Raw genomic sequence first — 26,303 nt, 5'->3', positions numbered from 1 at the left:
CGGGCCGGCCCCGGCGAAGCCTGCGTGACGTTCCTGTCACGCCAAGCCTAAACTTAGCTGCAACAAGAGTTTGGGCGCCGTCCTTCAACCGCCCTCTGCCTTGCCGCGCGCACGGGCCGGTGGCAGAAACACGCACCGTGCGCATCCTCCATCACATCCCGCTCTCCCCCTTCTGCCGCAAGGTGCGGCTCGCGCTCCACGAGAAGCGAATCCCCTTCGAGCTGCGCGCCGAGCGCATCTGGGAGCGGCGGGAGGAGTTCCTGGGCATGAACCCCGCCGGCACCGTGCCGGTGCTGGAGGAGGAGAACGGCCTCGTCATCGCCGAGAGCTACGCGATCTGCGAGTACCTCGACGAGGCCTACCCCGACACGCCCCTGATGGGCCGCACCCACGCGGAGCGCGCCGAGGTCCGCCGCCTCGTCGCCTGGTTCGACACGAAGTTCGAGCGCGAGGTGACGCGCAACCTCTACTTCGAGAAGCAGCTCAAGCGCACCCTCGGCCTCGGCAACCCCGACGCCTCCGCGCTCCGCGCCGGCTACGCCAATCTCAAGCCACACATCGAGTACATCGGCTGGCTTGCGGAAACCCGCGCCTGGCTCGCCGGCAGCCAGATCTCCCTCGCCGACCTCGCCGCCGCCGCCCACCTCTCAACCCTGGACTACATTGGCGACATCGACTGGTCCCTGAACGACGCGGTGAAGGACTGGTACGCCCGCGTGAAGTCCCGCCCGTCCTTCCGCCCCGTCCTCGCCGATCGCGTCTCCGGCCTCACCCCGCCGCAGCACTACGCCGACCTGGATTTCTGAACGGGGATTTCTGAACGGGGATTTCTGAACGGGGATTTCTGAACGGGGATTTCTGCGCGGGAAGCGGGCAGGGCGCTTCAGCGCCGCGCCGGCCCCGCCGCGTTCAGCGCCAGGTTCTGCTGCGCCAGGTCCGCCGCTGCGCTGTCCGGGCTGTTCGCCACCACGCTCTCCCAGTCCGCCCTCGCCCCGGCCGTATCCCCCTGCAGCTGCCGCAGGATCCCCCGTTCCAGCAGCGCCTCGGGGCTCCCCGGCTCGATCTGCAGCGCCCGCTCGATGTCGCGCAACGCCTCCTGCGGGCGCTCCAGGTGCCGCAGCGCGGCGGCGCGGAACACCCATGCTTCCGCCCGCTGCGCGTCCTGCGCCAGGGCGCGGTCGATATCGGCCAGCGAATCCGCGAAGCGCCCGAGCATCCCCGCCGCAATCGCCCGGTCCACCAGCAGTTCCGGGTCATTCGGCGTGAACGAGAGGGCGAGGGTGAAGGCGCCGTTCGCCCGCACGGCCTGCCCGGCCACCATCCAGGCCTGCCCGGCCTGCCCATAGACCGCCGCCCGCGCCGCGGGCCCCACGGTGGTCCGCCCCCCCAGGTTCTCCAGGCGCGAGGCCGCCCGCTCGGGCTCACCCAGCGCCAGCAGCGCCAGGGCGGAGCAGTGCCGCGCCCCGTCCGCGCCGCCCCGCGCCTCCCAGGCCTCGGCGAAGGCCAGCGCGCCCTGCGCGTCGTCGCGCAGCTTGCCCAGGCACTCCTCGTATTCCGGGCTGTCGGCCACCCTCGGCGGCTCCGGCGGCAGGGGAAGAACCTCCTCCGCTGCTTCCGGCACCTGTGGCACCCCCTCGGGCTCCGGAGTGGCCCACCACCACGCGCCCCCCACCGCCAGCACCAGCACGACGGCGGTCCCGAGCAGAAGGTTGCGGGCGGAGAATCGCATCCCTTCCAATCTAGAGGCTGTTGGGCAGGGATGGGAGGTGGAAGCGTTCGAAGGCCCGGGGCCCCCATTCCCCAGCGCCGGCACCCCTGGGGCGGGACAGGAGGGCTTCGCTCAGCTCCCCGGCGAGAGCGCGGCGGCCACGGCCTCGGAGGTGGCCGTCCAGCCAAGGAAGCTCTCGACGTTGAATAGGCTCGCCTCGTGGATGGCCCGCGGCCCGGCCTGCAGCGTCGCGTCATGCACCATCAGGGCGAAGAACTCGCGGTGATAGGCGTCGCGCAGGGTCGATTCCACGCAGACATTGCTGTTCACGCCCGCCAGAAGCAGGGCGGTGGCGTCGCGGGCGCGAAGAAGCTGCTCCAGGTTGGTGCCGGCGAACCCGCTGTAGCGCGCCTTTGCCACCACGGCCTCCCCGGGCAGCGGTGCCAGCGCCTCCACGATCTCGTGGTCCCAGGTCCCGTGGGTGATCAGCCGGCCGCGCTCCGCCTCATGGGCGCGCATGTATTTCAGCGCGTTGGATTTGTGCCAGACCGGCGAGGTCGGCCCGCCCGCCTCCTTCTGGTCCGCCGAGAAGCCGTTCTGCAGATGCACGACGAACATTCCCGCCGCGCGCGCCGCCCGCAGCACCCGCGCCGCCGCCGCGATCACCGGCGGGCTGCCGGACACGTCGAACCCAACCCGGTCGAGGTAGCCGCCCGGGGAGAGATAGGCGTTCTGCATGTCCACCACGACGAGGGCGGTCGAGGCGACCCGGATGGCGAAGGGCTCCGGCCGCGCGGGGATGACGATGTCGGCCCCCGCGGCCGTGGGCACGGCGGCCTCGCCGGATGCATAGGCCTGGTTGCCCCGCGGGGGCGCCGGAACGGTGGAGGACAGGGCGGTCAGCCTCCGTAGCGCCGGAGCGCGATGCGCTCGGCCAGTACGACGAGGGCGTAGAGGCCGAGGCCGATGACGCAGAGCAGGACGATGGAGGCGAAGATGAGCGCCATCTCCGCCTGCGACGCCGCGAACAGGATCATGTAGCCCAGCCCCGCCTGGGCCGTGATGAACTCGCCGACGATCACGCCGATCATGGCGAAGGTGATCGCGATCTTCAGCCCGGAGAAGATGTGCGGCACGGCGGCCGGGAACCGCACCTGCGTATAGACCCGCACGCCCCGCGCCCCGACCGCGCGGCACAGCCGCAGCAGGTCGCGGTCCACCGAGGTCAGCCCCGTCAGCGTCGCCACCACCACGGGAAAGAAGGAGATGAAGACCGAGAAGGTGATGCGCGAGGAGCTGCCGATCCCCAGCCAGACGATGAACAGCGGCGCGAGCGCGATCTTCGGGATGAGCTGGAAGAAGACGATGTTCGGGTAGAACGCCTCCCGCGCCAGGCGCGATGCCGTCACCATGACCGCGAGCGCGATGCCGAGCAGGGTCGAGATGGCGAAACCCGCGATCGTCTCCAGCGTGGTCGGTACCGCCTGGCCGAGCAGGAAGGGCAGCGTCTCCCACAGCCGCGCCGCCACGGCCGATGGCGCGGGTAGCAGCACCTCCGGGATCTCGCGCAGCCGGACCACGGCCTCCCAGGCCGCGATCATCAGCGCCGCCGTGACCACCGGCAGCACCACCGGCCGCAGTCGCGCGGTGGACAGCGCCGCAAGGCCGCGCCGCGCCGCCGTAGCGCGCGGCGGCTCGGCCGGCCGGGTCACGGACGGGTCGCGGCCGTCAAAGGGTGTCGCGGAAGCGGGAGAGGTCATGATCGGGCCTTCGGGCACCGCGCCTCACTGGAGCGGCGGCGAGCGGTGGATGGACGCCTTGAGATGCAGGTAGAGCGCGTTGAAGGCCGGATCCGCCTCCACCTCCGGCCTCCGCGGGCGCGGGAAGGGCACGCGGACGTCCTCGATGATGGTGGAGGGCCGCCGCCCCATCACCAGGATACGGTCCGAGAGGAAGATGGCCTCGCGGATGGAGTGCGTGATGAAGATCGCCGTCTTGCGCGAGCTGTCCCAGATCCGCGCGAGGGAGAGGCCCATCTCGTCGCGGGTGATGGCATCGAGCGCGGAGAAGGGCTCATCCATCAGCAGGATGCCCGGGTCCTGGATCAGCGCGCGGGCCAGCGCCACGCGCTGCCGCATGCCGCCGGAAAGCTCGCGCGGTCGCTTGTCCCGGAACGGCCAGAGATCGACCATGCGGAGCAGTTGCTCAGCCCGCGCCCGATCCTCCGGCGTCACCGTCCGGCTCATGAAGACGGGGAAGAGCACGTTGTCCAGCACCGAGCGCCAGGGCAGCAGCGTCGGGTCCTGGAACATCATGCCCGCCTCAATCTGCGGGCCGGTCACGGGCATCCCGTCCACCGTGATCGCGCCGGCCGTCGTCGCCTCCAGCCCCGCCACCATCAGCATCAGCGTGCTCTTGCCGCAGCCGGAAGGCCCGAGGATGGAGACGAACTCCCCCTGCGCGATCTCGAAGCTCGCCTCCGCCACCGCCTCCACGGGGCCGGAGGCGGTGCTGTACACCTTCCTCACCCCGCTCGCGGCGATGGCGCTGGCCGGCGGCCGGGCCGCAGCCGCCTGCCCGGCAACGGGGGCCGCCATCATCCGAGGATGGCCGCGTACTCGGCGACGTTCTTCCGCACCGCCGCCCACCCGTCCGGCGTCAGCTTGCCCGCATCGCCAATGAAGTCGTTGACGAAGAGCGCCGCGGGATCGGGCCGCCTGGCATCCTTCGGCGCGCCGTACTGCATCACCAGGTCCACCATGCCGGCGGCCTTGCTCATGTCCGTGTAGCCGATCCCGTGCCCCTCGGCCTCCGGCGAGATGACGGTGTAGTGCATCAGGCCCTGCGAGATCACCGCGTTCTCGCGCCCGCCGCGCGTCACGCCCACCTCCGGCACCTCCTTGAGGAAGATGTCCACGCCCGAGGCCGGGTCCTTCAGCGTGTGGACCAGCCCCTCCACCAGCGCGTCGGTCACGGCCCGGCACAGCTCCCTGTCCTTCGCCAGCGTCTCCGCGCGCGTCACCACCTGCCCGGCATAGAGCGAGACGCCCGCCTTGCTCCACAGCAGGAAGCGGCTCGGCTCGTTCAGCGCCATGGCCACGGGAATGGAGGAGGTGCCGATCGCCGTGATGGCGTCCACCTGCCTGTTGATCACCGCCTGCTCCAGCACGCGGTTGTCCATCTGCACCATCGTAATGCCGGCCGTGTCGATTCCGGCCTTGCTCGCATAGGCCGGCCAGTAGGGCGCCTCGGCCGAGGTGGGCACGGTGCCGATCTTCTTCCCCTCCAGGTCCTTCGGCGCCTTGATCGGGCTGTCCGCGCGCACCAGCACGCCCATGGTCGCGTCGTAGCCGAGCGTGCCGAGCGCCACGAGCGGCAGCCCGCGCGCGGCGCCGAGGATGACGCCGCCGGCGAACACGAAGCCGAAGTCGAACTCGCCGGCCGCCACGGCCTGCGCCGCCGCCACCGAGCCGAAGCCCCGCGAGATGGTCACATCGAGCCCGCGCTTCCGGAAGTAGCCCTGGTTCTTTGCGACATAGGTGAAGAGCGTGGAGCCGTTCGCCAGCCAGGGCAGCGTCAGCTTCACGCTGCGCGTCTGGGCGATGGCGGGCGCGGAGAGGCGCAGGCCCGCCGCGCCGCCGAGCCCGATGGCACCGCCCGCCCTGAGCAGGCTGCGGCGGGAAGGGGCGGAGCGGTCATGCGGCATGTCTGGGGAGGGCCCTGTATGGATCGGCGCGGAAGGCGCTTGCCTGATGCGCGCCGCTCCCCAGCCAGAAACGTGCCAGCCGGGAAGGGAAGGGACCCCCGGATGGAACGGATCGAAACTTGACTCCGCCAAGCCCCGCCACCGATGTTGTGCGTAGAACGCATAATCGTGCGATGAACGCACAAACTGGAGGAACGCCGTGCCAGCCGACATCGAGACCGATCTGCTCGTCTGCGGCGGCGGCATGGCCGGCGTTGTCGCGGCCACCGCCGCGGCCCGTGCCGGCGCCCGCGTCCTCCTCGTCGAGCGCTGGGGCTTTCTCGGCGGCAGCGCCACCGCCGGCGCCGTCGGCCAGTTCGTCGGCTGGGCCACCGAGGCCGGCCGCCAGGTCATCCATGGCATGGCGGAGGAGGTGGTGGAGCGCCTGGACCGCCACGGCGGCTCCGGCGGCCACACCGTCTTCACCATGTCCACCGGCCACCGCATGGACCAGGTCTCCTACGACCCGGAGGTGCTGAAGCTCGTCCTAGACGAGATGGTGGCCGAAGCCGGCGTCCGCCCGCTCCTCCACGCCACGATCCTGTCGGTGGAGGCCGCGCCGCGCCGTATCGCCGCCGTCACCGTGCTGACGAAGGCCGGGCCGGTCACCATCCGCCCGCGCCTGGTGATCGACTCCTCCGGCGACCTCGACGTCCTGGCCCGCGCTGGCGCCGAGTTCCTGCCGCTGGCGCCGGACGAGGCGCCCCAGCCCGCCACCATGATGTTCCGCTTCGGCCCGATCGACTTCGCCACCTTTGAGGCCCTGACCACGCCGGAGCTCCAGGCCCTGGCCCGGCGCGGCGTGGAGAGCGGCGCCCTGGCCCGCGCGGCCCTGCACCAGAGCCGCATCCCCGGCACGGACGACGGCTGGTTCAACATCAGCCGCGTGGCGCTGGACGCCACCGACCCCTTCGCCCTCAGCGCCGGCGAGATGGAGGGCCGCCGCCAGGCCTTCTCCGCCGCCCGCTTCCTGCACGACCATGTCCCGGGCTGCGGCAACGGGCGGCTGGTGGCGCTGGCCGCCCAGCTCGGCATCCGCGAATCCCGCCGCATCGCCGGCGACTACGTGCTGACCGCCGACGACCTGCGCGCCGAGCGCCGCTTCCCCGACGCCATCGCGGTCGGCGCCTACCCCATGGACATTCACCCCGCGAAGGGCGCCGGGCTGGGCTTCGAGACCCTCGGCGGCGACCGCTCCTACGAGATCCCCTACCGCTCCCTGCTGCCGGCGGGGCTGGACAACGCCCTCGTCGCCGGGCGCGGCATCTCGGCCAGCCACGGCGCCCACGCCTCCACCCGCGTGATGCCGACGACCATGGCGGTCGGCCAGGCCGCCGGCACCGCCGCCGCGCTGGTCTGCGCCGGCAATGGCGGCACGCGGCAACTGGACACGTCGCTGCTGCGGCAGCGCCTGATCGAGAACCGGGCCTACCTGCCGGCCTGACGGAGGAGACAAGATGAACGCACCACACCCCTCCCGCCGCGCCCTCCTAGCGGCCGGCCTCACGCTACCCTGGATCGGCACCGCCGCCCGCGCCGCGGAATGGCCGGACCGCCCCGTCCGCATCATCGTGCCCTTCGCACCGGGCGGCCCCGCGGACGGCCTGGCCCGCATGCTGGCGGAACAGGTGCTGGCCCCGAAGCTCGGCCAGAACGTGATCGTGGAGAACCGCGCCGGCGCCGGCGGCGTGATCGGCACGGCGGCCGCGGCGCAGGCGAACGACGCGCACACCCTGCTCTTCGGCAGCATCAGCATGACCATCGTGCCGCACCTGCAGGCCCAGCCCGTCGGCTACGACGTGCTGCGGGACTTCACGGCCCTCGCGCAGATCGCCTCCACCCCGTTCCTGCTCGTCGTCCCCGCAAGGTCCGCCATCCCCGACGTGCGCGCGCTCGTCGCCGCGGCGAAGGCCAACAAGGGCATGAGCGCGGCGAACAGCGGCTACGGCACCCTGTCCCACCTCACCGCCGAGCTGTTCAACCGCCAGGCCGGGATCGACCTGCTGCCCGTCGTCTATCGGGGGGAGGGCGTGCTGATGCCCGACCTGCTCTCCGGCAGCGTCGAGCTGGGCTTCCTCACCCTCTCCTCCGTGCTGCCGCACCTCCGCGCGGGAACCCTGCGCGCCCTGGCCGTGGCCGGCCCCACGCGGCTGCCGGAGCTGCCGGAAGTCCCCACCCTGGCCGAGGCCGGCTACCCCGGCGTGGAGGTGGACGGGTGGCAGGCCATGTTCGCCCCGCGCGGCGTGCCGGCGGAAGCAGCGGGCCGCCTCTCCGGCATCCTCGCCGCCGCCATGGCGGATCCCGCCATCCGCCAGCGCATCACCACCTTCGGCGCCGTTCCCGCGACGCGAAGCAACGCCGACTTCACGGCCATGGTGCCGGAGGAGTTCCGCCGCTGGGGCGCGCTGATCAAGGAGCGTAACATCAAGACCGAATAGGCCGGCGGGGGTGGCGGGGATGGATGACGAGCGGGATGCCGAGGGCCGGGGCAGGGACTTCGTGGTCGCCTTCGCCCGCGGGCTGGACGTGATCCAGGCCTTCGGCCCCGAATCCCCCTCGCTCACCCTCTCCGAGGTCGCGGCCCGCACCGGCGTGGACCGCGCCGTGGCGCGGCGGCTGCTGCGGACCCTTGCCGATCTCGGCTTCGCCCGCCACGACGGCAAGCGCTTCGCCCTCACCCCGCGCGTGCTGCGCCTGGCCGACAGCTACCTGTCCACGGAGGGCTTCGACCGCCTGCAGCCCGCGCTGGAGGCGCTCTCGCGCCAGCTCTCGCTCAACACCTCGCTCACCGTGCTGGACTACCCGGAGATCGTGCACGTGGCGCGGGCCGAGGCGCGGGAACGCCAGCCCCACGTCATGCTGAAGACCGCCGCGCGGATGCCCGCCGTCGCCACCGCCTCCGGCCGCGTGCTGCTGGCCGCGCTCCCGCCGCCGGAACTGCAGGCACTGCTGGGCCGCGCGCCCCTGCCGCGCTTCACCGCCAGAAGCCGGACCGATATCCCCGCCCAGCTCGCCGCGATCGCGGCGTGCAGGGAATCGGGCTTCGCGATCGTGGACGGGGAGTTGCAGGAAGGCTTCATCTCCGCCGCCGTGCCGCTGCGCGATGGCGCCGGGCGCATCCTCGCGGCCCTCGCCACCAGCAGCCAGGCCCTGGAGCGGAGCGCCGAGGCCATGGAGCGCGAGGTGTTGCCCGCCCTGCGCGAAACGGCGAAGGAGATGGGCGCAAGCCTCCGCTGGTCGCGATAGGCCGCCGCGCAGCCTACCGGCCGTCGGACCGCGGAACCGCCGTGGAGCCGCGCACGACCAGCGCCGAAGGCAGCACCACCGCGCCCGCCTCCTCGCCATGGCCGATCAGCCCCAGCAGCAGGCGCGCGGCCTGGGCCCCCATCTCCCCGTGCGGGATCCGCACCGTGGTCAGCGGCGGCTCGATCAGGTCCACCATCGGCATGTCGTTGTGGCCGGTCACCGAGATCTCCTCGGGGATGCGCAGCCCCGCGCGGCGGCAAGCGTCATAGGCACCCAGCGCCAGCAGGTCGTTGGCGCAGGCCAGGGCCGTCATGTCGGGGTTCCGCGCGATCAGAACGGCGGCCGCCCGATCCCCTTCCTCGCGCGTGTAGGCGGCGGTGACCACCCGGAGCGAGGGCTCCGCTTCCACCCCGTGCGCCCGCAGCGCCCGCTCGAACCCCTCGGCGCGCAGCAGGCCGGTGGAGAGCTGCGCCGGCCCGGCGACATGGCCGATGCGCCGGTGCCCGAGGCCGAGAAGATGCTCCGCCGCCAGTCCCATCCCGCCCCGGTCATCGGCGACGACCGAGGGAATGCCCTCGCTGCCACGGTTCACCAGCACGGCTGGGATCTGCCGCGCGCGGCACGCCGCCAGGGCGGGGTCGTCGTGCAGGGATGCGGTGGCGAGCAGCAGCCCGTCCACGCTCCGCGCGGCGAGCTGCTCCACGAACTCCGCGGCGCGCCCGGGATCGTCGCCGGGATCGGCGACCATCAGCGCGTAGCCCACCGAGGAGAGCGCCTCCGCCGCCCCGGCCAGGATCGGCGCGAAGACCGGATTGGCGATCCCCGGCACCAGCGCGCCGATCAGCCGCGTGCGCCCCGTCCGCAGCGAGAGCGCGACCGCGTTCGGCCGGTACCCGAGCCGCGCCGCGACCTCCTGCACGCGCTCGGCAACCGGATCGGCCACGAGGTAGCGCATGGCGGGGTTGAGTGCCCGGGAAGCCGTTGAGGGATGCACCCCGGCCTCGGCGGCAACGTCGCGCAGGGCCACCGGCCGGGAAGGGGGCGAGGACATGACCGCAAAATATCGATTGCAACCCGCCCTGAGAACTCCTTACAATCGATTGCAACGACGTTGGAGGAGGCGCGGTCGTGATTATCGACGGCGAGGCAGCGGTAACGCCCGCTGTGCTGGAAGCCATGGCGGGAACCTCGGACCCCCGCCTGAAGGAGGTGACCGCCGCCCTGGTGCGCCACCTCCACGCCTTCATCCGGGAGGTCAGGCCGAGCGAGGAGGAGTGGGAGTTCGGCGTGGACTTCCTCTGCCGCATCGGCCAGGCCAACAGCGACACCCACAACGAGGGCGTGCTCTTCTCCGATGCCGTCGGCGTCTCCACCCTCGTCTGCCTCCTGAACAACGGCAACGACGGCGCCACGGAGACGGCAGCGGCACTCCTCGGCCCCTTCTGGCGGGACAACTCCCCGAAGGTGGAGGATGGTGGCAGCATCGTCCGCGGCCCCACCCCCGGCCCGCGCCTCTTCGCCGCCTGCCAGGTGCTGGCGGGCGGCAAGCCCGTGGCGGATGCGCGCGTGGATGTCTGGCACTCCTCGCCGGAGGGCGTGTACGAGAACCAGGATCCGGACATGGCCCCCATGAACCTGCGCGGCCAGTTCACCACGGATGCCGAGGGGCGCTTCCGCTTCACCTCCGTGAAGCCCGCCGGCTACCCCGTGCCCACGCATGGCCCCACCGGCGACCTGCTGCGCGCCCAGCACCGCCATCCCTTCCGCCCGGCGCACCTGCACTTCCTGATCCACAAGCCCGGCTTCAAAACGCTCATCACCCAGGTCTTCGTGGACGACGACGAGCACCTGGAAAGCGACGTGGTCTTCGGCGTCACCCGCGCGCTGGTGGGCGGCTACAAGCTCGGCGAAGGGCCGGCGCCGGACGGCAACGCCAATGAGTGGTGGAGCCTGGACTACACCTTCCACATGGAACCCGGGGAGGCACGCCTGCCGGTGCCGCCGATCGCATGAAGAAGCTGCAGGGAAGCACCGCCGTCATCATCGGCGGATCGGGCGGCATCGGCGCGGCCACGGCGCGCAGCCTGGCCGGGGCAGGGGCCGCGGTGGTCGTCACCTATCGCGGCGGGGAAGCGGCGGCACGCGCCCTGATCGCCGAGCTGCCCGGCCAGGGCCACGCCGCCCTGCCCGCGAGCGTGGAGGACAGCGCCTCCCTCAACGCCCTCGCCGCGAAGGTCAGGGAGACGCGCGGCCGCTGCGACATCCTCGTCAACAGCGCCGGCTTCACGAAGGCCGTGCCGCACAACGACCTGGACGCGCTGGACGATGCGTTCCTGGACCGCATGTGGGCGGTGAACTGGCGCGGCCCCTTCGCCGCCGTGCGCGCCTTCCGCCCATTGCTGGAGGAGGCCGAGGGGCTGGTCGTGAACATCTCCTCCATCGGCGGCCTGAACGGCTCCGGCTCCAACCTCGCCTATGCCGCGCTGAAGGCGGCGACCGACAGCATGACGAAATCGCTGGCCCGCGCGCTGGCGCCGAAGGTGCGGGCCATGTCCATCTCCCCCGGCATCGTGGAGACCGGCTTCGTGCCCGGCCGCGGGCCGGAGCAGAACGCGAAGATCGCGCCCAGCATCCCCCTGAAGCGCGTGGCCCTGCCGGAGGACGTGGCGGAAGCCGTCCTCGCCTGCGCCACGCTGCTCACCTACTCGACCGGATCCGTACTTCTCGTGGATGGAGGGCGCGCACTATGAGGGCCATGCGGGACGAGGTGATCCTCACCTGCGCCGTGACGGGCAACCTGACGACGCTGGAGCAGCACCCGAAGCTGCCGGTCACGCCGGAGGAAATCGCGGACGCCGCCCTGGCCGCGGCCGAGGAAGGGGCCTCCATCGCCCACCTCCACGTGCGCGACCCCGCGACGGGCAAGCCCAGCATGGAGCTGGAATACTACCGCGACGTGGTGGAGCGGATCCGTGCGAAGAACAAGGACCTCATCATCAACCTCACCACCGGCCCCGGCGGTCGCTTCGTGGTAGGGGAGGAGGACCCGAAGATCGCCGGCCCCGGCACCACCCTGACCACGCCTGCCATCCGCACCGCGCACATCACCGCGCTGCGGCCGGACATCGCCACGCTGGACCTGAACACGATGAACTCGGGCGCCCAGGTGGTGATCAACACGCCGAAGAACGCGCGCCTCATGGCGAAGGCCATTCGCGAGGCCGGCGCCGTGCCGGAGATCGAGCTCTTCGATTCCGGCGACTGCGGGTTGATGCGCGACATGCTGGCAGATGGCTCGCTCGGCACGCCGGTGCTCTGCTCCTTCGTGCTGGGCGTGAAGTACGGCTTCCCGCCCTCGCCGGAGACGGTGCTCTACGCCCGCAGCCTGATCCCGGACGATGCGGAGTTCACGGTCATCGGCACCGGCCGCTCCTCCTTCCCCATGGTCGCGCAATCCGTCCTCGCCGGCGGCCACGCGCGCGTGGGCCTGGAGGACGCGGTGATGATCGAGCGCGGCGTCCTCGCCCCCTCCAACGCGGCCATGGTCGCCAAGGCCCGCCGCATCGTCGAGCACCTCGGCCCGAAGATCGCCAGCCCCGCCCGGGCCCGCGCGATCATCGGCCTGTCCTGAAAGGTCCCGCCATGTCCGCCGCCCTCCAGACGGAGACGGGCAAGAACCCGGCGCTGCGCATCGCCGCCAAGGCCGCCGGCCCGCAATCCCTGGGCCTGCAACTGCAGGAGCACCGGCCGGAACTGCCGCCGGGCTGGTGCCTTGTGGAGGTAGCCGCCGCCGGCGTGAACCCCTCGGACGTGAAGGCGCTGCTCGGCGCCATGCCGAAGGCCGTCTTCCCCCGCACCCCCGGCCGCGACTTCGCCGGCACGGTGGTGGAAGGCCCGGCCGAGCTCCTCGGCGCCGAGGTCTGGGGCTCCGGCGGGGATGTCGGCATCACGCGCGACGGCAGCCACGCCCGCTACCTCGCCCTCCCGCCGGAAGCCGTGTTCCGCAAGCCCGCCAATCTCTCGATGCGGGAGGCAGCGGCGATCGGCGTGCCCTTCGTCACGGCCGAGGTCGGCTGGCGAGAGGCGGGCGGCGTGCGCGCGGGCCAGACCGTGCTGGTGCTCGGCGCCAATGGCCGCGTCGGCCAGGCCGCCTGCGTCATCGCGAAGGCCGCCGGCGCGCGCGTGCTGGCCGGCATCCGCCGCCCGGAAGCCGCCGCTGCCACCCGCGGCGCCGATGCGGTCTTCGACAGCACGCAGGGCGACGTGGCGCAGGCCGTCCTCGCGGCCACGGGCGGGCACGGCGCGGATCTCGTCTTCAACTGCGTCGGTTCGCCCTGGTTCACCACCGGCAACGCGGCGCTGGGCCATGGGGGCACGCAGATCTTCATCGCCACGCTGGACCGCGCGGTGCCCTTCGACATCCTCGCCTTCTACCGCGCCCGCCACCGCTACGTCGGCGTGGACACGCTGGCACTCAGCGCGGCGGAGACGGGCGCGGTCCTGGACTCCCTCCGCCCCGGCTTCGAGTCCGGCGCGATCACGCCTTATGAGATCGAGGAGGACCACGTCTTCCCGCTCTCCCGCGCGGAAGAAGCCTACCGCATCGTCCTCGGCGGCGCCCCGCAGCGCGTGCTGCTGGAGATGGCGGCATGAACGTCACGCGCTTCGACGAGGCGCGGCCCTACGAGGCGCCCGGCCACTTCGACATGCGGATGTTCCGCCTGCAGGGCCGGGAGGCCGGCCCGTCGGACACGCTCTGGATGGGCCTCTCCTGGCTCCTGCCGGGCGGCCAGACCACGCTCGACGCCTCGCCGATCGAGAAGCACTACGTCGTGGTTGAGGGTGAGCTGACGGTCGTCGCTGAGATCGACGGCCGCCGGGAGGAAGCCACCCTGGCCCGCCTGGATTCCTGCCGCATCGCCCCGGGCGAGGGCCGGAAGCTGGAGAACCGCACCAACCGGCCAGCCGCCGTCCTGCTCGCCATGCCGTTGAAGCCTGCCACCCCGGGCTAGCCCCGGTCCGCAAACAGAAGGGAGGGAATGAGGAATGAGAAGAGCGATCATCCTGCTGGCGGGAGCCCTGATGGCGGCATTCCCCGCCCTCGCGCAGCAATCACGCTTCCCCGACAAGAGCATCACCATCATCGTGCCCTTCGCGGCCGGCGGCCCCACCGACGTGGTGGCCCGCCAGATCGCGGAGGCCATGTCGCGCGACCTCGGCGTCTCCGTCGTGGCGGAGAACGTGACGGGCGCCGGCGGCACGCTCGGCGCGCAGCGCGTCGTGCAGGCCCGGCCCGACGGCTATACCCTGCTCCTCGGCAATGTCGGCGTCGCAACCGCGCCCACCCTCTATCGCCGCCCGCCCTACGACCCGCTGACGCAGCTTGACGCGATCGGCCTGATCACGCCCGTCCCGATGACGCTGATCGGCCGCACCGACCTGCCCGCGAAGGACCTGCCGGAGCTGCTGGCCTGGCTGCGCCGCCCGGGCGCGGAGGTGAACATCGCCCATGCCGGCCTCGGCTCCGCCAGCCAGCTCTGCGGCACGCTCCTCCGCTCCATCCTGCAGACGCCGATGACGCCCGTGGCCTTCCGCGGCACCGCCCCCGTCATGACGGAGATGATGGCCGGCCGCATCGACATCACCTGCGACCAGACCACCAACACCGTGCCCTATATCCGCGACAACCGGGTGAAGGCCTATGCCGTCACCACGCCCCAGCGCCTCGCCGCGCTGCCGGACGTGCCGACCACGACCGAAGGCGGCCTGCCGCAACTGCAGGTCACGATCTGGCACGGCTTCTACGCCCCGCACGGCACGCCCCGCCCGGTGATCGACCGCCTCGCGCAGTCCCTCCGCACCGCACTCGCCGACCCGGCCGTGCTCAACCGCTTCAGCGACCTCGCCACGACGGCCGAGCCTCCTGAGCGGGCCACGCCGCAGGCCCACCGTGCCTTCCTGGAGGCGGAGATCGCGCGCTGGCGCCCCATCCTCTCCGCCGCCGGCGAATACGCGGACTGACCTGCGCGGGGATCCAAAGAAGGCGCCGCGGCGAAGCCCTCCGCCCGGCGCCAACCTCTCACAAGGGGGCGCGAGGAAACCATCCATGCGCCCACCCCGCCGCGCCCTGCTGGCCGGGCTCTCGCTCGCTGCCGCATCCCTGCCCGCCGCCGCCCAGACCACGCCCGCCACGGCGCGGCTGCCGGACGCCCTCGATCCCGCCCGCCCGATCCTGATCCGCGGCGCCACGATCGTCACGATGGACCCGGCCGTGCCGGACCTCGCCCGCGGCGACATCCTCGTGCGGGGCGGCGCCATCTCCGCCATCGGCCCCGCCCTGGAAGCGCCCGAGGGCGCGCAGATGCTGGACGCGGCGGGCCGCATCGCCATCCCCGGGCTGGTGAACGCGCACATCCACCTCGGCCAGGCCCTCCAGCGCGGCATGTCGGCCGACCAGACCCTGGCCCAGTACTTCGCCAACGTCGTCGCGAAGCTCTCCTCCCGCCTCTCGCCGGAGGACCTTCGCGCGGCCGACTACGGCGGCTCGCTGGAGCTCCTCGATGCCGGCGTCACCACGGTGCTGGACTGGAGCCGCGAGACGACGAGCCCCGCCCACGCGGACGCCGCGCTGGACGCCTTCGACGCCTCGGGCATCCGCGCCGTCTTCGCCTATGGCCTCGCTGGATCGGGCGCGGGCAGCGTCCGCAGCGCCAACAGCCCGGAGGCGGTTGCGGAGGACATGCGCCGCCTGCGCGCCGGCCGCATGGCCTCGCCCGGCCGCGTGCGCCTCGCGCTGGCCATCCGCGGCCCGGACTTCTCCACCATGGAGGAGGTGGCCGGCGATATCCGCCTGGCACGGGAGTTCGACCTGCTCGTGCAGTTCCACGCCGGCGCCCCCGTCTATGCCGGCCGCACGCGGCGCGGCATCGCCATGATGCGGGAACGCGGCCTGCTCACGCCGAAAGTCTCGCTCGCCCACGCCAACGACCTGGACGAGGACGAGTACAAGATGGTCGCCGATGCCGGCGGCAGCACCGTCTCCACGCCGGAGGTGGAGATGCAGATGGGCCACGGTTTCCCCTGCGCCGCGCGCATGCAGCGCGCGGGCGGCATCGCGGCCCTGGGCAGCGACATCTCGGCCGGGGTGGGCGGGGACGTGCTGGTGCAGGCCCGGATCGCGCTCGCCGCCGCGCGCGGCCTCGCGAACGCGGAAGCCCGCCAGGCCGGCACGCTTCTCCCACAGGTCGCCTTCACCACGCGCCAGGCCCTGCACTGGGCAACGCTGGGCGGCGCCCGCGCGGCGGGCCTCGGCGACGTCACCGGCAGCCTCACGCCCGGCAAGCGCGCCGATATCGTGCTGCTGCGGGCGGATACCCTGGCAACCAGCCCGGTCCACGATCCCGTGGCCGCCGTGCTGAACCAGGGCGGCGCAGCCGCGGTGGAAACGGTGATGGTGGACGGCCGCGTGCTGAAGCGCGACGGCAAGCTGCTGCAGGCCGACGCCGCCCGCGCCGCGGAGGAACTGCGCCGCCGCGCCGCCGCGTTGGAAGCCCGCAGCGCGACCTAGCCGCGGGCCGCCCGGCCGCAGCGCGCGCCGGGCGGCCTTCCGCGCCGCGACCTCCCCTGGCCACCCGCCACCGCAGCCGCCAAGGATGGCGCATGGACCGCCACCTTCTCGTCATCGGCCTCGGCTTCAGCGGCACGGCCATCGCGCGCCACGCGGCGGAGGCCGGCTGGCGCGTCACCGCCACCGCCCGCAACCCGGCCAGGGCAGCGCCGCCTCCGGGCGTCGATCTCCTGCCCTTCGCGGAGGCCGGCCCGGCCCTCGCCGGCGCCACCCACCTTGCCGTCACCGCACCACCAGCAGAATCGGCGGGGCAGGGGCCCGACCCCGTCCTCGCCGCCCACGCCGCCGCCCTCGCGGCCGCCCCTCTGCGCTGGATCGGCTATCTCTCCACGACGGGCGTCTACGGCGATCGAGGCGGCGCCTGGGTGGACGAGACGACGGAACCCGCCCCCGCCCAGCCTCGCTCCATCCGCCGCCGCGCCGCCGAGCTCCAGTGGGAAGCCTTCGCCACCCGCGCCGCCGTGGACCTCCTCCGCTGCGCCGGCATCTACGGCCCCGGCCGCTCCGTGCTGGACGACCTGCGCGCCGGCACCGCCCGCCGCACCGTCAGGCCCGGCCACGCCTTCGGCCGCATCCACTGCGACGATATCGCCCGCGCCGTCCTCGCCGCCGCGTCGAACCCGCCGCCCCCCGGCCTCCGCGTCCTCCACCTCGCCGACGACGAGCCCGCCGAGAGCGCGGCCGTCACCGAGGGGGCCGCCCGGATGCTGGGCCTGCCGCCCCCGGCCGCCATCCCCTTCGAGACAGCGCGGGCGGCCATGTCCCCCATGGCCCTGTCCTTCTGGGCGGAGAACCGCCGCATCTCCAGCGCCCGCACCAAGGCCGCCCTCGGCATCGCCTGGCGCTACCCGAGCTGGCGGGAAGGCCTCGCCGCCATTCTTGCGGAGGAGAGGGCGGAGGAGGGGCCAAAGGAGGGGCCAAAGGAGGGGAGGGACAGCCCGCGCTGAGGCGGCACCGCCCCCGGCCGTGCCTCAGTCCGCCGCCCGCTCCAGCGACTTCCGCAGCCCGTCCACCTCGTCCCGCAGCCGCACCGCAGCAGGCAGGTCCAGCCCCGTGGCGCCGAGAATGCAGCCGGGAATGTCCAGCGCCTTCTCCCGGAGAGCCCGCCCGGCCTCTGTCAGCCGCGCCCGCACCACGCGCTCATCCGTCCGGTCCCGCTCCCGCGTCACCAGCCCCGCCGCCTCCAGCCGCTTCAGCAGGGGCGTGATGGTGCTGGATTCCAGGAAGAGCCGTTCGCTCACCTGCCCCACGGTCTGCCCGTCCTCGTCCCAGAGGGTCAGCATGACAAGGTACTGCGGGTAGGTGAGCCCCAGGCGCTCCAGAAGCGGCTTGTAAACCCGGTTCATCGCGTGGGCGGCGGCGTAGACGGAGAAGCAGAGCAGCTCCGCCGGTCGGGGCAGCGACTCGGTCATGACCTTGCCAGATGGTTCGAGGGAGGAACGCGAGTAGATTTAGGTCGTTCACGAAATTTTAGGGGACGATCCATTGCATGGCTTCCATGCAGGGATTGCAATCGTGCTCGATAATTTATCGCGCAATATAAATGTCGACGGTCCCCGCACGGGGCGGGGCCCTTGCTGGAACACCCGCCATGTCCGTCAACGTCCTCTACCGCACCACCGCCACCGCAACGGGCGGCCGCGACGGCCGCGCCACCACCGCGGACGGCGCGCTCGATGTCCGCCTCGCCACGCCGAAGGAACTCGGCGGCGCCGGCGGCGAGGGCAACAACCCGGAGCAGCTCTTCGCGGCCGGCTACTCGGCCTGCTTTCTCGGCGCCATGAAGTTCGTCGCCTCCCAGGGCGGCCCGAAGGTCCCGGCGGACGCCACCGTCACCGCCGAGGTCGGCATCGGCCCGCGCTCGGAGGGTGGCTTCGGCATCACCGCCGCCCTGACCGTCTCCCTGCCGGGCGTGCCGCGTGCCGAGGCCGAGGCGCTGGTCGAGAAGGCCCACCAGGTGTGCCCCTACTCCAACGCCACCCGCGGCAACGTGGACGTGAAGCTTACCGTCGCCTGAACCGGGCGCCTGAACCGGGCGCCCGATCGGGGCGCGAAGCTCCCTCCTGACCCGGCCGGCGCGCGCCTCCCGCGCCGGCTGCAGCCCCGGCGCCCCCTCCGCGCCGGGGCTGCGCGCGTTCGGGCCACCCTCTCGGCAACTCCCGGTCACAGGTGGCGTTGGCGATCCGCCTACAATCCAGGACGGTTTCGCCCCATGCGCCTCGACGGACCCGAAAGCCAGAACGTCGAAGATCGCCGCGGCCAGGGTGGCTTCGGCGGTGGCTTTGGCGGCGGCGGTGGGATGGGCCGCGGCGGCGGCATCGCCGTCGGCGGCATCGGCGGCGTGGTGCTGCTCGTCGTCTGCCTTCTCTTCGGCGTGGACCCCTCCGTCATCCTCGGCGGTGGAGACGGCGCGCCCCCGCCCCAGCCCGCCCCGCAGGAACGGCGCTTCGACCCAGGCCCCTCAGGCGGCAATGCCCCGCGTCAGGCCCAGAACGCTCCCCAGGATCGGGCCGCCCCCTCCGAGGATGGCGGCCGCCGCTTCATCGCCCAGGTCCTCGGCGAGACCGAGCAGGTCTGGAACGAGCAGTTCCAGCGCCTGGGCCGCCGCTACGAGGAGCCCGTCCTCGTCCTCTTCTCCGGCCAGACCCGGTCCGGCTGCGGCTTCGCCCAGGCCCAGACCGGCCCCTTCTACTGCCCCGAGGACCGCAAGGTTTATATCGACCTCGAGTTCATGGCCCGGCTCCAGCGCCAGCTCCGCGCCACCGGCGACTTCGCCGCCGCCTACATCGTGGCCCACGAGGTCGGCCATCACGTCCAGAACCTCCTGGGCGTCCTCCCCCAGGTCCAGCGCGCCCAGGCCCGCATGGACGAGTCCGAGCGCAATCAGCTCCAGGTCCGCGTGGAACTGCAGGCCGATTGCTTCGCCGGCGTCTGGGCCAACCAGGCCAACCGGGCCCGCCAGATCCTGGAACAGGGCGACGTTGAGGAAGGCCTGAACGCCGCCGCCGCCGTGGGAGACGACCGCGTCACCGGCGGACGCATCAGCCCGGAGAACTTTACCCACGGCAGCTCCCGCCAGCGCGCCACGTGGTTCCGCCGCGGCCTGGACAGCGGCGACGTCCGCCAGTGCGACACCTTCAACGGCTGAGGCCGGGGAGGGGGCGCGCGCTGCCCGGGGCAGTCACCCGAAGCGGCGGCTGAGGAAGGCGGATCCGCGCAGGCCAAAGCGCCATGGCGTCTCGGTCCCCCGCGTGATCCCGATGCGCGGCCCGCTGACGACCGGAACCTCCCGCTCCCTGGCGAGAACGAGAAAGGGCGGCCGATCGACTGGGCAGCCATCCAGGGCCCCCGTCACGCCGAGCGCCTGGCTCAGCCGGCCAGGTCCGCCGCAGAGCAGCCTCGGCACTGCCGTGCCACGCCGCTGTCGCATCGCCTCGATGCCCGCAACAGGCTCCAGCGCGCGAATGAGCACGGCGCTGCCTGCCGGCTCCGTGCCGCAGACGAGGTTGAGGCACCAGTGTAGGCCGTAGGACCGGTAGACATAGGCGTGCCCGGGCGGCCCGAACATGGACGCGTTCCGCGCGGTTCGCCCGGCATAGCTGTGCGAGGCCGGATCCTCGTGATCATAGGCCTCCGTCTCGGTGACCAAGCCCCCGACCCCGTCCACCAGCAGGGTGGCGCCAATCAGGTCCCTGGCCACATCCGGTGCGGGCCGCGCGAAGAAAGCTTGTGGGATCGGCGCCATGCTCACGCTGGCTTCCGCCTCAAACCATCGGGTGGGGGCACCGGCCGAATCTCCTGGACCCGGCCGGGCGGCCCGCCCGCTCAGTACCGGTAGTAGTAGCCCGGCGGCGGGGGCGGGGGCGGCGGCGCGTAGTAGTATCCCGGCGCGGGCGCCGGGGCCGGCGCGTAGCCATAGCCATAAACAGGGGCCGGCTGCGGCGTCGTGGCCGCACCGGTGATGGCGCCCACGGCCCCGCCCGCAACGGCGCCGATCGCGGCGCCCCGGCCGCCGCCGGCGATGGCGCCCAGCGCCGCGCCGCTGCCCGCGCCGATCGCGGCACCGCCCAGCGCGCGCTGGTTGGGGTCATAGGGGTTGGTGCAGGCAGTCAGGCCACCGGCCAGCGCCAACGCCAGAAGACAGGATTTGCCCAGGCGCTTCACGTTCGTCTCCCATCAACAAAGGCAGCACGGATGAAAACGGCCGTGCCGGGGATCCGTTCCACGGCGCCCAGTAGGGAATATGCCAGGGCAAGGCGGCCGGATAGTGGCCGCACCGCCCCAATCCTGCCCCGCCTCTCACCCCTCGCCGATCACGTCCCGTATCCGCGCCGCCAGCGCGCCGATCTCGAACGGCTTCGTCAGCACGTGCATGCCCGGCTCCAGCTGCCCGCTGCCGATCGCCGCGTTCTCGGCATATCCCGTGATGAACAGCACCTTCACCTCCGGCCGCAGCACCCGCGCCGCATCCGCCAACTGCCGCCCGTTCATGCCCCCGGGCAGGCCCACATCGGTGATCAGCAGGTCCACCCGCAGGTCGGATTGCAGCACCTTCAGCCCGGAAGCCCCGTCCGCCGCCTCCACCGCCGTGTAGCCGAACTCCTCCAGCACCTCGGCGACGAGCATGCGCACGGTCGCCTCGTCGTCCACCACCAGCACCGTCTCACCCGCATCGGCGTGCGGCAGGGCCGCGCGCGCCTGCACCGCCTCCGCCTCCGCCACCCCGTGGTGGCGCGGCAGGAAGAGGCACATGGTGGTGCCCCGGCCCGGCTCCGACTGCACCCGTACCCCCCCGCCGGACTGCCGCACAAAGCCGTAGATCATGGAGAGCCCGAGCCCCGTGCCCTGGCCCAGCGGCTTGGTGGTGAAGAAGGGATCGAAGGCGCGCTCCACCACCTCCGGCGCCATGCCCGTGCCCGTATCGGTCACGCGGAGCGTGACGTAATCCCCTTCCTCCAGCCCGATCTCCGCCGCAGCCCCCGCATCCACCCAGGTGTTCGCGGTCCCGATGGCGATGCGCCCGCCATCCGGCATCGCGTCGCGCGCGTTGATGCACAGGTTCAGCAGCGCGTTCTCCAACTGGTTCGGATCCACCAGAACGGTCCACAGCCCCGCGGCCGGCACCACCTCCAGCGCGATCTCCGGCCCCACCGTCCGCCGCACAAGCTCCTCGATCCCCGCCACCAGCCGGTTCACCTCCGTCGGCCGGGGATCCAGCGTCTGCCGGCGGGAGAAGGCGAGCAGCCGGTGCGTCAGCGCCGCCGCCCGCTTCGCCGCCCCCTGCGCCGCCGTCACGTACCGGTCCACGTCCTCCAGCCGCCCCTGCGCCACCCGCCGCCGCAGCAGCTCCAGGGAACCCGTGATCCCCGTCAGCAGGTTGTTGAAGTCGTGCGCGATGCCGCCGGTCAGCTGCCCCACGGCCTCCATCTTCTGGCTCTGCCGCAGGCTCTCCTCCGCGCGGGCCAGCGCCTCCGCCGCCTCGCGCTCCGTCGTCACGTCGCGGCCCACAGCGTTGATCAGCCCCTCGCCCGGCACCGCCGTCCAGGCGATCCAGCGGTACCGCCCGTCCCGCCCGCGGGTGCGGTTTTCGAAGCGCCGCGGCGCCATCCCCGCGGACAGCCCGGCCACGAGTTCGCAGGTCCGCGCCAGGTCCTCCGGATGCACCAGGTCCAGGAAGGCCCGCCCGACCAACTCCGCCTCCGTCCAGCCCAGCACCACCGCCCAGGCCGGGTTCGCCGCCGTGATCGTCCCGTCGAGCCGCGCCACCATCACGATGTCGGCCGAGAGCTGCCAGAGCCGGTTCCGGTCCGCCGTCCGCTCGGCCACCTGCTGCTCCAGCGTCAGGTTCAGCCGTTGCAGCGCCTCCTCGGCCCGCTTGCGCGCGGTGATGTCCAGCACGGTGCCCACCAGCCGCATCGGCGCCCCGTCCTGGAAGCTCGTCTCGCCGCTGGCGGAAACCCAGCGCTCCACCCCGTCCACGATCCCGATGGTGCGGTACTCGACATTGAAGGCGCCCGACCCCGCAGGGTCCAGCGCCCGCACCACCGCCGCGTCCGCCCGCACGCGGTCCTCCGGGTGCAGCCCGGCCAGGAAGCTGTCCTCGTAGCTCACCGGCACACCCGGCGGCAGCCCGAACAACTCCCGGCACCTGTCGTCCCAGCTCAGCACGCCCTCGGCCACCCGGAAGTCGAAGGTGCCGATCCGCGCGGCGGTCGCGGCCAGCCGCAGCCGCTCCTCCGCCTCCCGCCGCGCCCGCTCCGCCTCCGTCCGCGGCGTCAGGTCCAGCATGGCCCCGATCATCCGGACCGGCGCGCCCGCGGCATCCCGCGTCACGTAGCCCCGGTCGAGCACGGAGGCGTAGCTGCCATCCGCCCGGCGGAAGCGGTACTCGCCCGCCCAGCTCGTCCCCGTCCCCTCGATCACCGCGTGGATGCTTTGGTCGATCCGCGCCCGGTCCTCCGGGTGGATCTGCGCGATCCACCAGTCCCCCGTGGGCTCCACCTGCTCCGGCCGCCAGCCGAAGGCGGAGCCCAGCGCCTCGTTCCACCCCACCTCGTTCCGGCGCAGGTCCCAGTCCCAGATCGCGTCGTTCGTCGCCCGCGATGCCAGGCGATAGCGCTCGTTCACCGCCTCCAGCGCCTCGGTCGCCCGCCGCTGCCCCGTCCGGTCGCGCAGCACCTTCACGAAGCCAATGATCGCGCCCGCCTCGCCGCGAAGCGGCATCAGCTCGCCGCTCGCCCAGAAGCGCGACCCGTCCCGGTGCTGGTGCCACCGCTCGTCGGAGGCGCGCCCGTTCTCCAGCGCCTCCCGCATCTCCTCCTCCGGCCGCCCGGCGAGCCGGTCCTCCTCGGTGAAGATGCGCCGCCCTTCCTGCCTGAGCATCTCCGTCTCAGACCAGCCCAGCACATTCGCCGCGCCCGCATTCCACGCGATCACCCGGCCTTCCCGGTCCATGGAGATGATCGCGTAATCCGTCACGCTGTTCAGCGTCTCACGGTGCAGCCGGTCGGCCTGCTCCCGGTCGGCCAGGGCCCGCCGCAGGGCGATCTGGCTGCTCGCCTGCGCCGCCAGCGCGCGCAGGGCGAAGCGCTGCCTCGCGTCCAGCCCTTCGCGCGGCTCCGTATCCAGCACGCAGAGCGCCCCGATCGGCACCCCGTCGGATTCCAGCGGCACGCCCGCGTAGAAGCGGATCGCCGGGCCCCCCGCCACCGCCGGACTGCCGGCGAAACGCGGGTCCCGGGACGCGTCCGGCACCACCAGCCCCTCCGGATCCAGCATGGCCGTGGGGCAGATGGCATCGCCCCGCGGCATCTCCCGCACGCCCAGCCCGAACTCGGCCTTGACCCATTGCCGGTCCGCGTCCACCAGGTGGATGGCCGCCATGGGGGTGCCGGTCAGGTCGGCCGCCAGCCGCACCAGGTCGTCATAGGCCTGCTCGGGCGGGGTATCGAGCAGGCGGGTCCGCTCCAGCGCGGCCAACCGCTCGGCTTCGGTCCAGCGCCGCGGATCGGTCGGCTCGGGCAAGGGCAACAGTCTCTCCGGGAGGTACCGACCCGGAACAGGGGGCCGTCTGCCCCGCAGTCACAGCAACGGCTAGGCCGGTCCTTGGCCGGGATGATAGCAGGAACTTCCTGACGCCGGAATTACACCGCCCGCCCGGCCGCGGGCCGGAAGCGTGGCCAAGCGCCCTAGCTGTTCGCCTGGATCATCGCCCGCACGCGCGGGTACACCTCGTTCGCCCAGCGCCGCCCGCTAAACACCCCGTAATGCCCCACCCCCGTCTGCAGGTGGTGGTGCCGGTTCGCCAGGGGGATATTCGGGCACAGGTCCAGCGCCGCCATGGTCTGCCCGATGGCGCAGATGTCGTCCCGCTCCCCCTCAACCGTCAGCAGGGCCGTCCGCCGGATCGCCTCCGGCCGCACCTTCTGGCCGCGGTGGGTCAGCTCCCCCCGCGGCAGGTCGTGGTCCTGGAAAATCCGCTGCACGGTCTGCAGGTAGTAGTCCGCCGGAAGGTCCATCACGGCGAAATACTCGTCGTAGAAACGCCGATGGGCCGCCGCCGCCTCCACGTTCCCCGCCACGATGTTCTCGAACTGCGTCCGGTGCGCCTTCATGTGGCGCTCCATGTTCATGGACATGAAGGCCTGCAGCTGGACCGCCCCGGGATAAACCCGGCGCCCCGCCCCGGCGTAACGCTCCGGCACCGTCCCGATCAGGTTCCGCTCGAACCACTCGATCGGCTTGGACTTCGCCAGGTCGTTCACCTTGGTCGGGCTCACCCGCGTGTCGATCGGCCCGGCCATCAGCGTCATGCTCGCCGGCGTCGCCCGGTTCCGCGCCTCGGCCATCACCGCCACCGCCGCCAGCGTCGCCGGCGCCGGCTGGCACACCGCGAGCACGTGGCCCCCGGGCCCCATCACCTCCAGGAACCGGATGATGTGGTCGGTGAAGTCGTCGAAGGTGAATTCCCCGGCCGAGAGGGGGACGTCCCGCGCGTTCACCCAGTCCGTGATGTACACGTCGTGGTCGGGCAGCAGCACCTCCACGGTGCCCCGCAACAGGGTGGAGAAGTGCCCGGACATCGGCGCCACCACCAGCACCCGCGGCTGCTGCACCGCCGTGTCCTTGGCGAAGCGCAGCAGGGTGCCGAAGGGGGTCTCGTGCACCACCTCCTCCGTCACCTCCACCGCGCGGTTCCCCACCTGCGCGGTGGTGAAGCCGTAGTTCGGCCGGGTATGGGTGGTGCGGGCATGGGCGATCAGCTCCATCGCCGCGCCCGCCGTGCGGATGAACGGAGCCGCGAGGGGGACGGAGGCGGTCACCGGCTCCCATTGCCGGAGCATCCGGCCCGCGCTCTCGGCGAAGGCCCGCATGGGGAACTGGATGTCCTGCTGCGCCTGCCAGATCTGGTAGATCATTCGGGCCGCATCGTCGGTATCAGGCGCATGGGGATAGAACGGCCCAGAGCATCGTGGGTTTGAAAAGTGAGAGGTCACACGACGCTGGTCAATCTCCCCTGTATCCCGCGGAACACATGGCCCCATTCCCAGGCGCGTGGTGTGGCGGGTATGGAACGGTTCTGGCATGAACGCCGGGCGCCCCAGGGCGAGCCCACAGGCAAAGGGCGGAGAGGATTTCCTGCATGGACCGGCCCCGGCTCCTCATCAGCAGCCGCAACTACTCCTCCTGGTCGCTCCGGGGCCACCTCCTCTGCCGCTTGGCCGGGCTGGACGCCGCGGTAGAGGCGGTGAACCTGGACGACCCCGCCGTCCGGGCCGAGCTCCTCCTCCAGTCCTCCTCCATCCGCATTCCCTGCCTGCTGATGGACGGCCTGCGCATCTGGGACACCACCGCCATCGCGGAAACCCTGAACGAGCGCTTCCCCGAAGCCCGGATGCTCCCCGCCGACCCCACCGCCCGCGCCCGCTGCCGCTCCATCGCCGGGGAGATGCACGCCGGCTTCCAGGCCCTGCGCGCCTCCCTTCCCATGAACCTCCGCGCCCACCGCCCGGGCTTCCGCATCTGGTCCGGCCCCCGCGCGGACATCGAGCGTGTCGTCTCCATCTGGCGGGAATGCCTGGGCCACTGGGGCGGCCCCTGGCTGATGGGCCACCATCCCACCGTGGCCGACGCCATGTACGCCCCCGTCATCACCCGCTTCCTCACCTATGACGTGAAGATGGAGGGCGCCTGCGCCAAATACGCCGAGACGATCATGGAATGGGCACCCATGGCCGAATGGGTCGCCGCCGCCCAGCACGAGCCGGAGCCCCCCATTCACGAGCTCGAGGTCGAAGCCGAGTTCTAGGCAGGGGGCAGGGGGCCTTCGAGAGGTGGCCCAGCCAGCCTGCCCCAGCCTCCCCGCACCAGGACCCGCTACCCCGGATCCTCGACTACCCGGACCCGGGCGGCAGCGGCCAGGAGTGAACGGGCGGGGGAGGCAGCCGCCTCAAGGGGTGGGGGCTGGCCCCGCAGCC

General features: G+C 72.5%; 26 protein-coding genes. 15 read left to right on the top strand and 11 right to left on the bottom strand.

The features are described 5' to 3' along the window. The first annotated feature begins 137 nt into the window (after positions 1-137). On the top strand, positions 138-806 hold the full coding sequence (gene fzlA / locus NRP21_RS01560; RefSeq protein WP_257714404.1) for an FtsZ-binding protein FzlA: 669 nt from the start codon (positions 138-140) through the stop codon (positions 804-806). Between the two features lie 77 nt (positions 807-883). Here the strand turns inward: fzlA and NRP21_RS27850 are convergent, their stop codons facing one another. The 5 genes from NRP21_RS27850 to NRP21_RS01530 form a co-directional block, all read right to left on the bottom strand. Next, positions 884-1,729 carry a tetratricopeptide repeat protein gene (locus tag NRP21_RS27850; RefSeq protein WP_308219859.1) on the bottom strand — a complete coding sequence of 282 codons (846 nt, stop codon included), beginning with the start codon at positions 1,727-1,729 and terminating at the stop codon, positions 884-886. Positions 1,730-1,840: 111 nt separating this feature from the next. After that, positions 1,841-2,539, bottom strand: coding sequence for an isochorismatase family protein (locus NRP21_RS01545; protein WP_257714403.1), 699 nt, complete (start codon positions 2,537-2,539; stop codon positions 1,841-1,843). A 68-nt stretch (positions 2,540-2,607) separates the two neighbouring features. Next, positions 2,608-3,468, bottom strand: a complete 861-nt coding sequence (locus tag NRP21_RS01540) for an ABC transporter permease (protein WP_257714402.1) — start codon at positions 3,466-3,468, stop codon at positions 2,608-2,610. 24 nt (positions 3,469-3,492) lie between these two features. Then, complete coding sequence (locus tag NRP21_RS01535; protein WP_257714401.1) at positions 3,493-4,308, bottom strand: ABC transporter ATP-binding protein; 816 nt, start codon at positions 4,306-4,308, stop codon at positions 3,493-3,495. Further along, complete coding sequence (locus tag NRP21_RS01530) at positions 4,305-5,414, bottom strand: ABC transporter substrate-binding protein (RefSeq protein ID WP_257714400.1); 1,110 nt, start codon at positions 5,412-5,414, stop codon at positions 4,305-4,307. Before NRP21_RS01530 ends, NRP21_RS01535 begins: the two co-directional genes overlap by 4 nt. Before the next feature lie 199 nt (positions 5,415-5,613). Here NRP21_RS01530 and NRP21_RS01525 point away from each other — a divergent pair, with 199 nt between their 5' ends. Genes NRP21_RS01525 through NRP21_RS01515 form a run of 3 tightly spaced genes read left to right on the top strand, consistent with a single transcriptional unit; the run spans position 5,614 to position 8,699 of the window. Beyond that, positions 5,614-6,897: an FAD-dependent oxidoreductase gene (locus NRP21_RS01525; RefSeq protein ID WP_257714399.1), complete on the top strand. Its 1,284-nt coding sequence runs from the start codon at positions 5,614-5,616 to the stop codon at positions 6,895-6,897. Between the two features lie 13 nt (positions 6,898-6,910). After that, positions 6,911-7,891 (top strand): Bug family tripartite tricarboxylate transporter substrate binding protein, encoded by a 981-nt coding sequence (locus NRP21_RS01520; protein WP_257714398.1) that lies wholly within the window; start codon positions 6,911-6,913, stop codon positions 7,889-7,891. A 19-nt stretch (positions 7,892-7,910) separates the two neighbouring features. After that, positions 7,911-8,699, top strand: coding sequence for an IclR family transcriptional regulator domain-containing protein (locus tag NRP21_RS01515; RefSeq protein WP_257714397.1), 789 nt, complete (start codon positions 7,911-7,913; stop codon positions 8,697-8,699). Positions 8,700-8,712: 13 nt separating this feature from the next. On the opposite strand, the gene NRP21_RS01510 is transcribed toward NRP21_RS01515, so the two are convergent. Beyond that, entirely contained in the window at positions 8,713-9,750 is a 1,038-nt protein-coding gene (locus NRP21_RS01510; protein WP_257714396.1) for a LacI family DNA-binding transcriptional regulator, read from the bottom strand. A gap of 77 nt (positions 9,751-9,827) precedes the next feature. Here NRP21_RS01510 and NRP21_RS01505 point away from each other — a divergent pair, with 77 nt between their 5' ends. The 8 genes from NRP21_RS01505 to NRP21_RS01470 all read left to right on the top strand — a co-directional run bounded on the left by NRP21_RS01505 (position 9,828) and on the right by NRP21_RS01470 (position 17,273). Beyond that, the gene (locus tag NRP21_RS01505; RefSeq protein WP_257714395.1) at positions 9,828-10,712 is read left to right on the top strand and encodes a dioxygenase family protein; all 885 of its coding nucleotides are present in this window, start codon (positions 9,828-9,830) and stop codon (positions 10,710-10,712) included. After that, positions 10,709-11,449: an SDR family NAD(P)-dependent oxidoreductase gene (locus tag NRP21_RS01500; protein WP_257714394.1), complete on the top strand. Its 741-nt coding sequence runs from the start codon at positions 10,709-10,711 to the stop codon at positions 11,447-11,449. Before NRP21_RS01505 ends, NRP21_RS01500 begins: the two co-directional genes overlap by 4 nt. After that, complete coding sequence (locus NRP21_RS01495) at positions 11,446-12,330, top strand: BKACE family enzyme (RefSeq protein WP_257714393.1); 885 nt, start codon at positions 11,446-11,448, stop codon at positions 12,328-12,330. The genes NRP21_RS01500 and NRP21_RS01495 overlap by 4 nt, the downstream gene beginning before the upstream one ends. Positions 12,331-12,341: 11 nt before the next feature. Further along, positions 12,342-13,352 carry a quinone oxidoreductase family protein gene (locus NRP21_RS01490; protein WP_257714392.1) on the top strand — a complete coding sequence of 337 codons (1,011 nt, stop codon included), beginning with the start codon at positions 12,342-12,344 and terminating at the stop codon, positions 13,350-13,352. After that, a complete protein-coding gene (locus NRP21_RS01485) occupies positions 13,349-13,711 on the top strand; it encodes a cupin domain-containing protein (protein ID WP_257714391.1) in 363 nt (120 codons plus the stop codon). Before NRP21_RS01490 ends, NRP21_RS01485 begins: the two co-directional genes overlap by 4 nt. A gap of 34 nt (positions 13,712-13,745) precedes the next feature. Then, a complete protein-coding gene (locus tag NRP21_RS01480; protein ID WP_257714390.1) occupies positions 13,746-14,720 on the top strand; it encodes a tripartite tricarboxylate transporter substrate-binding protein in 975 nt (324 codons plus the stop codon). Positions 14,721-14,805: 85 nt separating this feature from the next. Continuing rightward, positions 14,806-16,266 (top strand): amidohydrolase family protein, encoded by a 1,461-nt coding sequence (locus tag NRP21_RS01475; RefSeq protein WP_257714389.1) that lies wholly within the window; start codon positions 14,806-14,808, stop codon positions 16,264-16,266. 92 nt (positions 16,267-16,358) lie between these two features. Next, positions 16,359-17,273, top strand: coding sequence for a Rossmann-fold NAD(P)-binding domain-containing protein (locus NRP21_RS01470; protein ID WP_257714388.1), 915 nt, complete (start codon positions 16,359-16,361; stop codon positions 17,271-17,273). 24 nt (positions 17,274-17,297) lie between these two features. On the opposite strand, the gene NRP21_RS01465 is transcribed toward NRP21_RS01470, so the two are convergent. After that, positions 17,298-17,738, bottom strand: coding sequence for a MarR family winged helix-turn-helix transcriptional regulator (locus tag NRP21_RS01465; RefSeq protein ID WP_257714387.1), 441 nt, complete (start codon positions 17,736-17,738; stop codon positions 17,298-17,300). A gap of 179 nt (positions 17,739-17,917) precedes the next feature. Between NRP21_RS01465 and NRP21_RS01460 the strand changes: the two genes are divergently transcribed. Both NRP21_RS01460 and ypfJ read left to right on the top strand, forming a co-directional pair. Next, complete coding sequence (locus tag NRP21_RS01460) at positions 17,918-18,343, top strand: organic hydroperoxide resistance protein (protein ID WP_257714386.1); 426 nt, start codon at positions 17,918-17,920, stop codon at positions 18,341-18,343. Between the two features lie 195 nt (positions 18,344-18,538). After that, on the top strand, positions 18,539-19,474 hold the full coding sequence (gene ypfJ, locus NRP21_RS01455) for a KPN_02809 family neutral zinc metallopeptidase (protein ID WP_257714385.1): 936 nt from the start codon (positions 18,539-18,541) through the stop codon (positions 19,472-19,474). 33 nt (positions 19,475-19,507) lie between these two features. Here the strand turns inward: ypfJ and NRP21_RS01450 are convergent, their stop codons facing one another. The 4 genes from NRP21_RS01450 to NRP21_RS01435 all read right to left on the bottom strand — a co-directional run bounded on the left by NRP21_RS01450 (position 19,508) and on the right by NRP21_RS01435 (position 25,244). Further along, entirely contained in the window at positions 19,508-20,071 is a 564-nt protein-coding gene (locus tag NRP21_RS01450; RefSeq protein ID WP_257714683.1) for a DNA-3-methyladenine glycosylase, read from the bottom strand. Positions 20,072-20,151: 80 nt separating this feature from the next. Next, entirely contained in the window at positions 20,152-20,490 is a 339-nt protein-coding gene (locus NRP21_RS01445) for a YMGG-like glycine zipper-containing protein (protein WP_257714384.1), read from the bottom strand. Positions 20,491-20,625: 135 nt separating this feature from the next. Beyond that, a complete protein-coding gene (locus NRP21_RS01440) occupies positions 20,626-23,850 on the bottom strand; it encodes a PAS domain-containing protein (RefSeq protein ID WP_257714383.1) in 3,225 nt (1,074 codons plus the stop codon). Positions 23,851-24,014: 164 nt separating this feature from the next. Then, on the bottom strand, positions 24,015-25,244 hold the full coding sequence (locus NRP21_RS01435; RefSeq protein ID WP_257714382.1) for a polyhydroxyalkanoate depolymerase: 1,230 nt from the start codon (positions 25,242-25,244) through the stop codon (positions 24,015-24,017). 224 nt (positions 25,245-25,468) lie between these two features. Between NRP21_RS01435 and NRP21_RS01430 the strand changes: the two genes are divergently transcribed. After that, positions 25,469-26,134, top strand: a complete 666-nt coding sequence (locus tag NRP21_RS01430) for a glutathione S-transferase (RefSeq protein WP_257714381.1) — start codon at positions 25,469-25,471, stop codon at positions 26,132-26,134. Positions 26,135-26,303 lie beyond the last annotated feature (169 nt).

The organism is Roseomonas populi (assembly GCF_024594815.1).
GTDB classification, from domain to species: domain Bacteria; phylum Pseudomonadota; class Alphaproteobacteria; order Acetobacterales; family Acetobacteraceae; genus Roseomonas; species Roseomonas populi.
The sequence above is the reverse complement of the archived record's forward strand: the minus strand, read 5'-3'. Positions and strand labels throughout refer to the sequence as shown.